At 53.0% G+C, this 14,265-nt stretch carries 10 protein-coding genes; all 10 read left to right on the top strand.

Annotated elements, in window-relative coordinates; all coding sequences use genetic code 11:
- Positions 1–103: 103 nt before the first annotated feature.
- On the top strand, positions 104–1,813 hold the full coding sequence (locus tag NXT00_RS04355; RefSeq protein WP_259158365.1) for a BCCT family transporter: 1,710 nt from the start codon (positions 104–106) through the stop codon (positions 1,811–1,813).
- Positions 1,806–3,194 carry a hypothetical protein gene (locus NXT00_RS04360; protein ID WP_259078323.1) on the top strand — a complete coding sequence of 463 codons (1,389 nt, stop codon included), beginning with the start codon at positions 1,806–1,808 and terminating at the stop codon, positions 3,192–3,194. The genes NXT00_RS04355 and NXT00_RS04360 overlap by 8 nt, the downstream gene beginning before the upstream one ends.
- A 111-nt stretch (positions 3,195–3,305) precedes the next feature.
- Positions 3,306–4,175: a 16S rRNA (cytidine(1402)-2'-O)-methyltransferase gene (gene rsmI / locus NXT00_RS04365; protein WP_259158242.1), complete on the top strand. Its 870-nt coding sequence runs from the start codon at positions 3,306–3,308 to the stop codon at positions 4,173–4,175.
- Complete coding sequence (metG, locus tag NXT00_RS04370; RefSeq protein WP_259078319.1) at positions 4,168–5,994, top strand: methionine--tRNA ligase; 1,827 nt, start codon at positions 4,168–4,170, stop codon at positions 5,992–5,994. The genes rsmI and metG overlap by 8 nt, the downstream gene beginning before the upstream one ends.
- 1 nt (position 5,995) lies before the next feature.
- Positions 5,996–6,853, top strand: coding sequence for a TatD family hydrolase (locus tag NXT00_RS04375; RefSeq protein WP_259078317.1), 858 nt, complete (start codon positions 5,996–5,998; stop codon positions 6,851–6,853).
- A 161-nt stretch (positions 6,854–7,014) separates the two neighbouring features.
- Positions 7,015–8,160, top strand: coding sequence for a transglycosylase family protein (locus tag NXT00_RS04380; RefSeq protein WP_310470326.1), 1,146 nt, complete (start codon positions 7,015–7,017; stop codon positions 8,158–8,160).
- Between the two features lie 336 nt (positions 8,161–8,496).
- Complete coding sequence (locus tag NXT00_RS04390; protein WP_396124742.1) at positions 8,497–10,119, top strand: ABC transporter substrate-binding protein; 1,623 nt, start codon at positions 8,497–8,499, stop codon at positions 10,117–10,119.
- A gap of 269 nt (positions 10,120–10,388) precedes the next feature.
- Positions 10,389–11,354 (top strand): ABC transporter permease, encoded by a 966-nt coding sequence (locus NXT00_RS04395; protein ID WP_259078315.1) that lies wholly within the window; start codon positions 10,389–10,391, stop codon positions 11,352–11,354.
- A 2-nt stretch (positions 11,355–11,356) separates the two neighbouring features.
- Positions 11,357–13,402, top strand: a complete 2,046-nt coding sequence (locus NXT00_RS04400) for a dipeptide/oligopeptide/nickel ABC transporter permease/ATP-binding protein (RefSeq protein ID WP_259078452.1) — start codon at positions 11,357–11,359, stop codon at positions 13,400–13,402.
- Between the two features lie 11 nt (positions 13,403–13,413).
- Positions 13,414–14,232 carry an ABC transporter ATP-binding protein gene (locus NXT00_RS04405; RefSeq protein ID WP_259078313.1) on the top strand — a complete coding sequence of 273 codons (819 nt, stop codon included), beginning with the start codon at positions 13,414–13,416 and terminating at the stop codon, positions 14,230–14,232.
- Positions 14,233–14,265 lie beyond the last annotated feature (33 nt).

Raw genomic sequence — 14,265 nt, forward strand, 5'->3', positions numbered from 1 at the left:
GGAAAAATCTAATGAATCTCAGCCTGCAGAGGCTAGCGGTGTCGCTTTGACGACCGCGCAGGAGGATGCAGCAGCACCTACTGCAACGCATGAGCTTGCTGCCATGCTCTCGAGTAGATCGACAATCGAGGAGCAGGCCTACGGTGACGAGGAAGAGATTATTCTTCAGGGTGAAGATGAGGATGCCAAGGTAGATTGGCTGGTCACCATACCAGCAGTCGTCGCGGTTTTAGCCGTCGTGGCTTGGGGTCTCCTTCTTCCGGATTCATTCTCAGGCTTTGCCGGCACGGCCCTTGGCTATGTCATCGATACCTTCGGTTGGGCCTTCATTTTGGGCACCACCGTCATATTGGTATTCGCTATTGTTGTGGCGCTCAGTAAATTTGGTTCCATAAAACTGGGCCGCGATGATGAAGCCCCCGAATTCTCCACCGCCAGCTGGATCGCCATGATGTTTGCTGCCGGCATGGGAATCGGTCTGATGTTCTACGGTGCATCGGAACCGTTGACTCACTACCTCAACGGAGTGCCAAATTATGCCCCGAATAACGTGGCTCAGGCTATGGCAACCACGCTCCTGCATTGGACATTGCACCCGTGGGCTATCTACGGAATTTTTGGCCTTGCTATTGCATATTCGACCTTCCGTTTAGGGCGACGCCAGCTGCTAAGCGCATCCTTCATCCCATTATTTGGTGAAAAAGGGGCGCGAGGATGGCCAGGGCGCGTGGTGGATATCCTCGCAATCATAGCCACCATTTTCGGTACTGCGTGCTCCCTTGGTATTGGAGCGACTCAGATCCGTGCTGGTCTCACCGCTGCGGGAATCGTCGAGGAACCACGGATGTCCACGCTTATTGGTATCGTCTCTGTGCTCACTCTAGCGTTCTTAGTGTCCGCTATGTCGGGCGTGGGCAAGGGCATCCAGTATATTTCCAACGCTAATATGGTCCTCGCCTCGCTCGTTGCACTCTTTGTGTTCGTCGTGGGACCTACCGTAACCATCCTCAACCTCATTCCTGGTGCCCTAGGTGCCTACCTGTCCAACTTCTTCCAAATGATCGGTCGTACTGCTGAGTCCGCTAATGGTTCTGCCGGCGAGTGGTTGGGTGGCTGGACGATCTTCTATTGGGCTTGGTGGATTTCCTGGTCACCTTTTGTTGGCATGTTCCTGGCTCGCATTTCGCGCGGACGCACGGTGCGCGAGTTCATTATGGGAGTGCTACTGGTACCATCTGCCGTGTCCGTAGTATGGTTCGCTATCTTTGGTGGGACCGCTATTCACCTCGAGCAAGAAGGTCGCTCGATCTATGGTGAAGGCAAAGCAGAATACCAGCTCTTTGATCTGCTCCACACGATGCCAGGTGGGCATATTGTTGGCATTATCGCCCTCATCCTGCTTGCTACCTTCTTTATTACCTCGGCAGATTCTGCCTCGACGGTGATGGGGTCAATGAGTCAAAATGGTAAGAGTGACGCTAATCGCTTCGTCTCTGCGGGTTGGGGTGTTCTTGTAGCTCTCATCGGTATGACGATGTTGGTCACCGGTGGAGCGGATGTGCTATCAAACTTGCAGAATTTAACTATCATCGCCGCTTCGCCTTTCCTCCTTGTTATTGTTATGCTCATGTTTGCTCTCTTGAAGGATCTTCGCAACGATGCGATTTACCTCGACTATCGTGAGCAACAGCGCTTCCAATCCCGGTTGGCCCGCGAACGACGCATCCACTTAGAGCACGTTCGACGGGAGAAGAATAAGGCTAAGCGCCGTCTCGACAGGCACCACAAGAAAGAGAAAACTCCACATGTTTAAGCGCGTTGCGTCGATAGCTCTAGCATTCATCGGCGTCATCGTAGGAGCTGGGTTCGCTACTGGCCAGGAAGTGCTGCAGTACTTTGTAGGCTTTGGCTCGATGGGCATCCTTGCGGCAGTCATATCCAGTGTCGTGGTTATGCTCTCGGGCATGGCTGCCATCCAACTCGGCTCCTATTTTCTAGCCGACGACCACGGGGCCGTGATCCATCGGATCTCTCACCCCATCGTTGGCAAAATGCTCGATGCAGGTGTCCTCGTGACCCTGTTCTGTACCGGTATGGTTATGTTTGCCGGCGCTGGTTCCAACTTGAATCAGCAATTTGGTTGGCCAATTTGGGTAGGCGCGATCGGACTGCTGGTTGTGGTGCTCATCGCAGGTCTACTCGACGTTGATAAGATCACTGGCGTTATCGGCGCCGTAACTCCCTTTATCGTTGCCTTTATTGGGCTGGCGGCCGTGTGGGCCTTAACCCATGCGTCCTCCTCACCAGAGGCTATTGAGGCTGGCGTGCGCTTGATTGAGCCCGCTACTCCGCACTGGTTTATTTCCTCCATGAACTACGTAGGACTGAATCTGATGGTGGGTGCCTCGATGGCAATCATCATCGGCGGAAATAATACTGATCCAAAAGCTGCTGGTATCGGCGGCCTCATCGGTGGCATTGTCTTTGGACTCATGCTCACACTAACCGCATTGGCACTCTACCGCAGCGTTGATGTGGTGGCCCAAGACGATGTTCCTATGCTGCGCATTGTCGACGGCATTCATCCGAACTTGGGTCTTTTAATGAGTATCGTGATCATCGGCATGATCTTCAATACTGCGGTCGGTATGTTCTACGCCTTTGCCAAGCGCCTAACGTCCAAATCTCCACAGCGTTTCTACCTGGTATTCGTGGCTTCCTGCCTCATCGGATTTGGTGCCAGCTTCCTAGGCTTTAAAACATTGGTTGCCACGGTATACCCAATCCTGGGCTATATCGGAGTGATACTCTTTACGGTGATTACCCTTGCATGGATAAAGAGCTTAACTACCATCCGTGAGGAGTCCACACGCCGCGACCGCATCAGAGAATTGCTACGGCGTAAACTCGATCCGCGCCTACGCTTTAGCTCCAAACAACAGCGTATGTTAAATCGGTATGTTGAAGAGTCGAACCTAGAGCGCGAGGAATTCGTGGAATCTATTCGCGTTGAAGTTGAGGAAGAGATCGAAGAGGAAATCGCTGAAGAAGAACGTCGTGAACACGAGAGCCTTGACGGGGCCGATGAGAGCACCACAGAGTCTCATCAGATTGAATCTGAGAATTCACGTGAGCACCCGGAAACTTTAGGAGATTCCGATCAGCAGTCGCCACATAGGTTGCAGGATCACTAGAGCTTGACCTAGCGCCGCCAGTTTTTTACTGGCGGCGCTTTTGTATAGTCCTATAAGGGTAGATTAGGGGGTGCTAGTTAAGCCGCTGCCTTCTAAGGAGTTATTAAGAAGATGACCGTCGACCTACCACCTCTGCCACGCGGGCTCATCCTCGCAGCGACGCCACTGGGCAATATCGGAGATGCTTCCGAGCGGTTGCGCCAAGCTTTGAGTGAGGCTGATTATATTGCCGCCGAAGATACCCGCCGTACAAAGGCGTTGGCGCAGGCTTTAGGAATTGAGGTGAAGGGGAAGATCATCTCTAATTTCGACCATAATGAACGCTCGCGCGTGGCTACACTCATTGAACTGGCACGTGATGGAAGAGTTGTTGTGGTGACCGATGCAGGAATGCCTATCGTGTCGGATCCTGGATTTCCTCTTGTTGAGGCTGCTCATGAGCAGGGTATTCCCATCACTTGCTTCCCTGGTCCATCTGCCGTGCCCGTAGCTTTAGCCTTATCCGGGCTGCATGTGGGAAAATTCGCCTTTGATGGATTCGCGCCACGAAAAAAAGGAGCCCGACTGTCGTGGTTAGAGTCTCTGAAGAACGAAGAACGGGCCGTGTGTTTCTTTGAATCGCCCCATCGAATTGTCGATACGCTCTCGGATGCTCTCGATGTTTTAGGTCCGCAGAGGCGTGTCGCCGTGGTGCGCGAATTGACTAAAACATTTGAGGAAGTTAAGAGGGGGAGTCTTCTTGAAGTTCTGCAGTGGGCACAGTCTGGGGTACGTGGCGAGATCACCTGCGTGATCGAGGGAAATTTGGGGGCGAGGGATGTCGATATTGACGATATTATTGCCGAAGCTGTAGAGAGGGCAGCGGCTGGGGAGCGGCTTAAATCGGTCTGCAAGGACCTGGCCCGCACGTACTCTTTGCGTGCGAATGATATCTTCGAGAGCGCTTTGGTTGCTCGTGATAAAGTTCTAAACCATGAATAATTTGCTGGTAGCAGTTGCTTGGCCCTATGCCAACGGTCCGCGACATATTGGCCATGTTGCGGGTTTCGGTGTCCCCTCGGATGTATTCGCTCGTTTTCAACGAATGGCAGGGAATAATGTGCTGATGGTGTCGGGGACCGATGAGCACGGAACTCCCCTATTAGTGCAGGCTGACAAGGAGGGCGTCCATGTCAAGGAGCTGGCTGATCGATATAATCGTCAGATCGTTGAGGATCTTACCGGTTTGGGTCTAAGTTATGATCTCTTTACCCGTACAACCACCCGCAACCACTATGCGGTGGTACAGGAACTGTTTAAGGGCCTGTATGACAACGGTTATATGATTAAACAAACAACTTTCGGGGCGGTGTCGCCATCGACAGGGCGCACCTTGCCTGATCGGTATATCGAGGGTGAATGTCCGATTTGCCACTCGGAGGGTGCCCGTGGAGATCAGTGTGATAACTGCGGCAATCAACTAGATCCGGCGGAACTCATCAACCCGATATCGAAGATAAACGGTGAGGTTCCTCAATTTATTGAGACTGAGCACTTCCTTCTTGATCTTCCGGCGCTTGCTGAGTCTTTAGAGCAGTGGCTTCATAGTCGCAAGGATTGGCGTCCTAATGTGCTGAAATTCTCGCTCAACCTCTTAGGTGATTTGCGCCCGCGGGCCATGAGTCGAGATATCGATTGGGGAGTTCCAATTCCCGTCGAGGGCTGGGAGAATAAGCCAACAAAAAAATTGTATGTATGGTTTGATGCTGTTATAGGCTACCTATCCGCATCCCTGGAGTGGGCCTATCGCTCGGGCGATAAAGACGCTTGGCAGAAGTGGTGGACTAATCCACAGGCTCTTTCCTACTACTTCATGGGTAAGGACAATATCACCTTCCACTCCCAGATCTGGCCTGCTGAGCTCTTGGGGTACCAAGGATCCGGTGCCAAAGGTGGTCAGGAGCATCACTATGGACACCTCAATTTACCGACCGAGGTGGTTTCATCGGAGTTTCTGACCATGTCAGGCTCGAAGTTCTCCTCGTCGAAGGGCGTTGTCATCTACGTCAAGGATTTCCTCAGGGAATTTGGCCCGGATGCCTTGCGTTATTTCATCGCGGTCGCCGGTCCGGAAAACAACGACACAGATTTTACCTGGGATGAATTCGTCCGACGCATCAATAATGAGTTGGCGAATGGCTGGGGCAATCTCATCAACCGTACAGTCTCTATGGCGCATAAGAACTTCGGGGAGGTTCCTCCCTGTGGTGAACTTCTCCCGGCTGATATGGACATTCTGCAGGCGGCTACCGAAGCCTTCGACCGAGTTTCTGAACATTTGGCCCAATCGCGATTTAAGCAAGGCATTTCTCATATTATGCACATCGTGGGTGAGGCGAATGCTTATATTGCGGAGATGGAACCGTGGAAGCTTGCCAAAGATGAATCCCAGCGTGAACGCTTAGGCACTGTCTTGTGGGTAGCCTTGCAGCTGGTTTCAGATATCAATGTGATGCTCACTCCATATTTGCCGCATCTCGCTCAAGCTGTTCACGAGACTTTGGGACGCTCGGGAATATGGGCAGCACAGCCTGAGATCGTTGAGGTTAGCGACGATATTCCGGTTGAGCTGGTCGGAGTGGGTTTACCTGACCCCAGTTCTACATATCCGGTAATCATGGGGGATTATGCGAGCGAGCAGGCTTGTTGGCAGCGCATCGACATGGTCGCCGGTACGCCCTTGTCGAAGCCGCGCCCGCTGATTGCAAAATTAGACCCTAAGCTCGCCACGGAGGGCCCGAGTTGGGCACCGGTGCAATAGCATGGGGAAGAAGAAGCCGCGCCCTCTCGCGCAACCGTACCCTAGAATCCCTTTGCTTGTCGATGCTCACACGCACCTGGCTAGTTGTGGAGCTCGCAATACCAGTGAGATCAAAGCCTTAGTCGACCGTGCCTTAGCCTCGGGGGTGGAGAAACTGTGTACCGTCGGTGATGGCCTTGACGAGGCCGTCTTAGCTCTCACGGCGGCGCAGGTGAATCCTCGTATTTTTGCTGCGGTAGCGATACATCCTACACGAGCAGGTGAACTCGACGAGGTGGCACGCGACCAGCTTACTCGTATGGCCGGGGACGAGCGGTGTGTCGCCGTAGGAGAAACAGGGCTTGATACTTATTGGATTACACATGCTCCTGAGTCGACGGCTTCGCTAGATATTCAGGAAGAGGCCTTTCGCTGGCATATCGATTTGGCGGTGAAAACGAATAAGGCCCTCATGATACATAACCGCGAGGCTGATGCGGATTTACTGCGAATTCTCGCGGATGCTCCTCGACCACGCGAAGTTATCCTGCATTGCTTCTCTTCACCCGTGGAGGTTGCGCTCGAGGCGATCGACAGGGGCTATATATTGAGCTTCGCTGGCAACCTGACTTTCAAGCGCAACGATCATCTACGACAGGCTGCTGCGCTGGCTCCGATGGATCAAATTTTGGTGGAAACTGATGCTCCGTATATGACGCCCGAGCCCTATCGCGGAGTTAAAAATGAGCCGGCATTAATCGGCCATACTGCGGCTGTGATTGCGCACAGTCGCGGGATGGAGCTGGAAGAATGTGCTTATCAAATCTACCGAAATTTCCATCGCGCCTATGGACTCGATGAAACCTTGGGAACAATTTGAGTGGCGGGTGTGACGACTGTACACGCATGGGGCAAACGCGTTTTCCCAGTTCTACCGCCTGTAGTTGTGGTTCTGTTATCATAATGTAATCAAACCCTCGAATCTCACTGAGGGGGTTGGAAACTCGTCACGCAGGGTGGCAGAACGTTGAGAAAGGGATTATGGGACATCATCGCAAGGATTTAACTCCAGGATCATCGCGTCGTATCGCCATCCGTTGTGCAGCCGGTGGCACCGCCGCGGCTTGTCTGATGAGTGGCGGAGCGATGGTAGCCCAAGCAAAAGACGTGGTGATAAACCTCGACGGGGAGAACGTAGAGTTACTCACAACGGCTAGTGATGTGGCTGGCGCGTTGGAGAAAGCGGGGATTACCGTCGACGCTGACGATATCGTCGCTCCCGCCCCCGATCAGAAGATTCAACACAATCAAGTAATCTCAGTGCGTACCTCGAAACAAGTCGATCTGGTTATCGATGGCAAGCGCGAAACGGTCAAAACTAATGCAAATACCGTCGGGGAATTAGTCTCACAAATTGATTCAGTGTCCAGTGCAGCCCGGGCTTTGGGTTTAAGTCAGCCTGTTTACACCAGATTGGCGGAGGGGCCACGTGAAATCAACGTGGTAACACCAAAAATAATCACGCTGTCCGATGGGGGTCGGACTTCATATATCTCCATTGCAGAACCTACTGTGGCTGATGTGCTCAAAGCTCGAGGTATAACATTGAGTGCTTTAGATCGCGTGACACCAGATCTGAAAGAGCAGATAGCGCATAATACCCACATCGTTATCAACCGTGTGATAGAGCAGGACGTCGAAGAAGTTATTGAATATGACGCTCCTGCAGCCTATTTTGAGGATCCCCACCTCGATAAGGGGGTGGAACAGGTGCTCCAGCCCGGTACACCTGGACACAAGCGGGTGAGCTCAATTATTACACTCATCGACGGGGTGCAAACCGCGCAAGAGATCCAATCTGAGGAGATTATCCATACTGCAATTCCCGCAACCATTGCACGCGGAACCAAGCCTGTCATCTCCGTGCCCGCGGTCAGTTCTGGATCGGTGTGGGATAAGTTGGCACAGTGCGAAGCCGGAGGGAATTGGTCTATAAACACCGGGAATGGGTTCTCTGGAGGGCTGCAGTTCGCTCATTCTACCTGGCTGGGTTTTGGCGGGGCGCAGTATGCTCCCATGGCATATCTGGCAACTCGAGAACAACAGATTGAGATAGCCCAAAAAGTGCAGGCGGTTCAGGGCTGGGGGGCGTGGCCCGCGTGCACATCCAGAATGGGCTTGCGATAGTCTTCTCCTTCTTATTACCTGGGTCTCGCCACCTTATTTGTGTGAGGTGGCGAGGTCCTTTTTTGTGATGAGTAATCTTTTGGGTGAATATGACGGGTTGCCCAGGCATTACTGCCGAAAATAGGGGGTGTTGATGGGGGTGGATTTTCTGTACTGCCTATGTCAGGATTTCTGCAGATAACGGCGCTATTCTCGGCTTTTGCCTCGGTCAGATGTTATCTACCTTACATTAAGGCGAAATAGTGACGGTAGCCCGTTGTTATGGGTGTAATTGTTTAGTACACTCAAAGTCGAGGCATCAGACGTCCGACAAGTCAACTCAATGGAGGTTGAAACATGACAAATACCGCTGAAGGTATGAACCGTCGTGGTTTTTTAAAGGCAGCAGGCGTTATGGCCGCTGCCGCTGGTATTGCTACCACCGTTAGCGCCTGTGGCTCTGACGATAAGTCAGATGGGAACACTAGTGGATCCGGATCCGGATCCGGCGGTGCTATGAGCAAAGATGAGATTACCGCTGGTATCTCCTATGAGCTGGGCACCAACGGCTATGACCCAATGACCACAACGTCAGCACTAACGATTGCTGCGAACTGGCATACCCTGGAGGGTCTATACGAGATCACTCCCACCCCAGACCGCACTGTTTACGCAGCGCTCGCTGACGGTGACCCCAAAGTAAGCGAGGACGGAAAGTCCGCTGAAGTGACTTTGCGCGACGGTGCAGTTTTCCACAATGGGGAGCCAGTCACCACGGAGGATGTCGTGTTCTCCTTCGAGCGCGTATTGGACGAGTCAAATAATTCGCTCTACGCATCCTTCATCCCATTCATTGAGAAGGTCGAGGCTAAAGACGCCACCACCGTGATGTTTACGATGAAGTACCCCTTCACCCTTGTGAAGGAACGTCTATCGGTAGTGAAGATCGTACCGAAGGCAAGCGTAGAGGCTGATAGTGCAGCATTCGATGCTAACCCTGTAGGAACCGGCCCGTGGAAGATGACCGACAACGGTGCTGCATCTTCGCAGGTTGTCTTTACAAAGTTCGAGGATTACACCGGTCCTAAGCCAGCCAAGGCTGCCAAGATGACATGGAAGATTCTTCCAGACGCAGCAACTCGTACCAACGCTATGGAATCCAAGTCGGTTATGGCTATCGATTCGGTTCCCTACCTCTCACTCACCCAGGTTCAGGCCTCGTCGAGTGTCGAGTCTGTTCAAGGTTTCGGCTTGCTGTTCATCATGTTCAACAATGGTGAAAATTCTGCCATGAAGGACCTCAAGAATCGTCGTGGTGTGCTTTATGCCATCGATATCGACAAGGTTATTCAGACAGGCATGGCCAACCAAGCGTCGCCGGCTAAGTCTTTCGTCCAGGAAAACCACGCAGCCTACAAGGAAGCTTCGATGGTGTACAGCCTCGATGCTGCCAAGGCTACCGAGCACTTCGCCGAGACTGGCCTGAAGTCTGTCCGGATGCTGGTAACCAACCATGACTGGGTCAAGGGCTGCACCCCAATCATCAAGGAATCGCTTGAGGCTGCTGGTATAAGCGTAGAGTTCACCGAGTTGAAGTCTTCGGATCTCTATACCCAAATCGCATCTGATGACACGTGGGATATTGTGATCGCCCCTGGTGATCCTTCCGTCTTCGGTGCTGACGCCGACCTTCTTATGCGCTGGTGGTACGCAGGTGACACCTGGACCGATGGTCGTATGCACTGGAAGGGCACCGACTCCTACAACAAGGTTCAAGAGCTGCTTGAGAAGGCATCCCAGTCTTCCGGTGACGAGCAAATGGATCTGTGGCACCAGACCTTCGATCTCCTCTCCGAAGAGGTACCTCTGTATCCGCTCTTCCACCGCAAGAGCCCATCCGCTTGGAACGACGATGCACTTGATGGTTTCGAGCCGATCTCGCTCACCGGTCTCTCCTTCGTCGATGTGGGACTGAAGTAATATCTTGTAGAAGATAAGCGACAACGGGGCGGGCTTGGCTCCTGCCAATACCCGCCCCTTAGTCGAAATTGGCTCGTGTTCGGCCAAAAATTATTGAGCACAATCAAACTTTAACCGTGATGCGCACTGGCATCGTTATTTGTCGTGCCCGCATAAATCTTGGGGAAACTGCCCAGTCATCGCAAGCACGCAGCTTCCTTAAATACTGAAATACCTGTCCCCACAAAAACTACTTAAGCTTCATTTCTTACGAAAGGAGCAGTCCCACTGTGTCGAATCTCATCCGACTGATCGGACGAAGGCTAGTTGCGCTGCCCATCATGATTTTGGGCGTTACCTTTTTGGTCTTCTTCGTCATGTCTTTCTCACCCTCCGACCCTGCGCGCCTAGCCCTTGGCGAAGCAGCTTCCGAAGAAGCCCTCGAGGCCTATCGTGAGCAAAACGGTCTCAACCTTCCCTTGTTCGTTCGCTACGGACAATTCCTTCTTGGACTTTTGCGGCTAGATCTTGGAACCTCCAAGGGTAATACCTCGGTAACCGACCTCGTCGCTTATGCTTTCCCAATTACGTTGCAATTAACGTTCATCGGCCTTTTCATTGCTGTCATCATCTCCTTCAGCTTGGGCGTTATCGCTGCCCTGTACCGTGATAGCTGGCCTGATCAGCTCATCCGTATCCTCTCTATCGCAGCATTGGCAACTCCTTCGTTCTGGCTGGCAATCTTGCTCATTCAGGCCTTCGGTACCGTGCCTTCAGGAACTGGTTGGTTCCCAGCGTTGATCTCAGAGTGGGTCCCATTTACTGAAGATCCTGGTCGCTATATCAACAATATCTTCCTGCCCGCCTTCGCTTTGGCTGTTCCTGTTGCAGGTTCCTTGACCCGTGTGGTGCGTACTGCCATGGTTGAAGAGCTCGATAGGGATTATGTCCGTACCGCTATCGGAGCCGGCATTCCAAAGTCTGTTGTCATCGGCCGTAACGTCTTGCGTAATGCATTGATCACCCCAATTACAGTTTTGGGTCTGCGTGTTGGCTACCTCATGGGTGGCGCGGTGATCATCGAGATCATCTTTAATATTCAGGCGATGGGTCAGCTCATCCTCGACGGCGTTACCCGTAACGACGTCTACCTTGTCCAGGGCGTGACCTTGACTGTGTCTATTGCCTTTATCCTCATCAATATCATCGTTGACCTTCTCTACGTGATGGTCAACCCGCGCATTAGGAGCGTCTAATGATACGCAAGAAGATGACCCAAAAGCTCAGCACGCCTGGATTGCGATTCAAAAAATCCAGCTTGCCCGTAGGCTCGCAAATCGCCGTTGGTATGCTCGGCCTTGTGATTCTCATGGCTATTTTCGCGCCGTTGATCACCAAATTTGATCCTCTCACCACCTCGCTTCCCTTCGATCCTTCGGTGGTTGGCGATGAACAAGCTAATAGCGCACTAGTCCCAGTCGTTCCGCCAGATTCCACCTTCTGGTTTGGAACCGACGCCTCCGGCCGCGACGTCTTCGCTCGTGTAGCCTATGGCGCTCGCTACTCCCTCGCCATTGGCCTCCTATCTACCGCAATGGCACTAGTCTTCGCCGCGGTCCTCGGCTCCATCGCAGCAACAGCTGGCAAGGTAGTTTCCGAGATCCTCATGCGTATTTTGGACATCATCATGTCCTTCCCCGGCATCGCTTTGGTTGCTGTTTTCGTAGCCTCCCTCGGTAAGACAATCGGCGTGATCGTCTTTTCCATTGGCTTCCTGTATGTGCCGCAGCTCTCCCGTATCGTTCGTGCCAACGTACTCTCACAGTTTGGTGAAGATTATGTTTCCGCTACCAAGGTCATGGGTGCTCGCACGTCCTGGATTCTGTTTAAACACGTTGCCCGTAACTGCATCGCTCCCATTATGGTGTTCGCGACGGTGCTGGTAGCCGATGCGATCGTACTCGAAGCCTCGCTATCATTTATCCAAGCTGGAGTTCAGCCACCTGCTCCATCGTGGGGTAATATCCTGGCCGACGGTAAGCAACTTTTGACTTCAGGATTCTGGTGGCCCACATTCTTCCCAGGTCTGATGATCTTGATCACCACCTTGTCTCTGAATGTACTTTCCGAGGGTCTCACTGATGCGTTAGCAGCACCTCGAGCTCGCGGTAATGCCAAGTTCATCGGGGCAACTGAGGATGAAGTCGAAAAGCGTAATGAGTATATCGTCAGCGAGTATGTTCGCCAGAAGGAATCTCTTGGCGAGCGCTTGGATGCGCTGCGCATTTCTGAAATCTCCCGCGATGATCGCCTCATCTTAAGCCCAGAGAAAAGCGCGCAACCTCCACTACTCGAGGTCAAGAACCTCACCATCAAGTTCCCAGCAGCCCACGGTGATGTGGCTATTGTGGATAATGTCTCCTTCTCCGTTCGCCCGAGTGAAACTATGGGTCTAGTGGGTGAGTCCGGATGCGGCAAGTCCATCTCGTCTATGGCGGTGATGGGTCTGCTCCCTGATACCGCAGAAATTACTGGTTCAATCCTTTTCGACGGACACGAGCTAGTCGGTATGGATCCCAAGGAGCACAACTCCTTGCGTGGCCATGAAATTGCCATGATCTACCAAGATGCTCTGAGCTCCCTCAACCCCTCGATGCTTATCTCCTCACAGATGAAGCAACTGACCTCGCGCGGCGGAACGCGAACCGCTGAAGACCTTCTTGAATTGGTGGGCCTCGATCCTGACCGCACCTTGAAGTCTTATCCCCATGAGCTCTCCGGTGGACAGCGTCAGCGTGTGCTCATTGCTATGGCGCTCACTCGCGATCCTAAATTGGTCATCGCAGACGAGCCGACAACCGCGTTGGACGTGACGGTTCAAAAGCAGGTCATTGACCTGCTCCACGATCTGCAACAAAAGCTTGGATTCGCCATGGTCTTCGTATCGCACGACCTCGCCCTTGTGGCCTCGGTCTCGCATCGCGTCACCGTTATGTACGCAGGTCAGATCGTCGAGCAGGCACCAACTGCCGAGCTTATGACCAGCCCAACCCACGAATACACCAAGGGTCTGCTGGGGGCTGTGCTTTCGATCGAATCCGGAGCCGAAAGGCTCCACCAGGTACCCGGCACAGTGCCTTCGCCTCGCGAATTTGTTACGGGCGATCGTTTCGCTCCGCGTTCCTCGCACCCGACTGTGGGTATCGACACCCGTACCGTCCCCGTTGAGGTTGGTCCCGAGCATTGGTATGCGGAGCTTCCAGAATACCTCGACGCTCACAACCGTCCGATTGCTAAGAGTTAAGGAGCACTGACATGACTTCTCCACAGGACGTCCCTGTTATTGAGCTGAAAAATGTCCACGTGGTTCACACCTCACGTACTGGTAAACTCTTCCGGCCGGATAAGGTTCATGCCGTCAATGATGTGTCCATGAAGGTGTTTAAGGGTAAAACCCTAGGCATTGTGGGTGAATCAGGGTGCGGTAAGTCAACTACAGCGCGTGTCATGGTGGGCTTGCAGAAGCCTACCGGGGGAGAGGTTCTCTTCCGTGGCAAACCGGCGCACTTCAATGCTTCAGGGCGCAAGGAAATTGGACGTGCTGTTTCGGTGGTCTTTCAAGATCCCGCAACCGCCCTCAACCCTCGTATGATCATCCGCGATGCGTTAACTGATCCTATGAAGGTCCACGGCATTGGCACTCCGGAGTCGCGCGTTGCCCACGTCAAGGAGCTCCTCGATCTAGTGGGTCTACCTCAGTCGGCCCTCGACGTGTTACCTCGCCAGATCTCAGGTGGCCAGCGCCAGCGCGTGGCTATTGCTCGCGCCCTGGTTCTAGAACCTGATGTCATCATCGCCGATGAACCGACCTCCGCCCTCGATGTCTCGGTGCGTGCACAGGTACTTAACCTTCTCGTAGATCTGAAGGAACGCCTCGGACTTGGTTTGGTTTTCATCTCCCACGACATCAATACTGTCCGCTTTATTTCTGATCGCATCGCGGTGATGTATAAGGGTTCGGTAGTCGAAGAACAGTCGACGACCGATATCTTCAACAACGCCCATGATGACTACACCAAGATGCTGCTCTCCGCAGTTCCTTCATTGGTGCAGGAATCGCAAAAGCTCTACTAGTTTCACCCTCGGTGTGCCCCGGAGGTCGTAACC

Origin of the sequence: Corynebacterium sp. ES2715-CONJ3, assembly GCF_024814365.1 — a bacterium.
Taxonomy (GTDB): Bacteria; Actinomycetota; Actinomycetes; order Mycobacteriales; family Mycobacteriaceae; genus Corynebacterium.

Coding starts and splice junctions, on each gene's coding strand:
- NXT00_RS04355 (WP_259158365.1), top strand. CDS start 104: ATGCTCTCGAGTAGATCGACAATCGAGGAGCAGGCCTACGGTGACGAG.
- NXT00_RS04360 (WP_259078323.1), top strand. CDS start 1,806: ATGTTTAAGCGCGTTGCGTCGATAGCTCTAGCATTCATCGGCGTCATC.
- rsmI (WP_259158242.1), top strand. CDS start 3,306: ATGACCGTCGACCTACCACCTCTGCCACGCGGGCTCATCCTCGCAGCG.
- metG (WP_259078319.1), top strand. CDS start 4,168: ATGAATAATTTGCTGGTAGCAGTTGCTTGGCCCTATGCCAACGGTCCG.
- NXT00_RS04375 (WP_259078317.1), top strand. CDS start 5,996: ATGGGGAAGAAGAAGCCGCGCCCTCTCGCGCAACCGTACCCTAGAATC.
- NXT00_RS04380 (WP_310470326.1), top strand. CDS start 7,015: ATGGGACATCATCGCAAGGATTTAACTCCAGGATCATCGCGTCGTATC.
- NXT00_RS04390 (WP_396124742.1), top strand. CDS start 8,497: ATGACAAATACCGCTGAAGGTATGAACCGTCGTGGTTTTTTAAAGGCA.
- NXT00_RS04405 (WP_259078313.1), top strand. CDS start 13,414: ATGACTTCTCCACAGGACGTCCCTGTTATTGAGCTGAAAAATGTCCAC.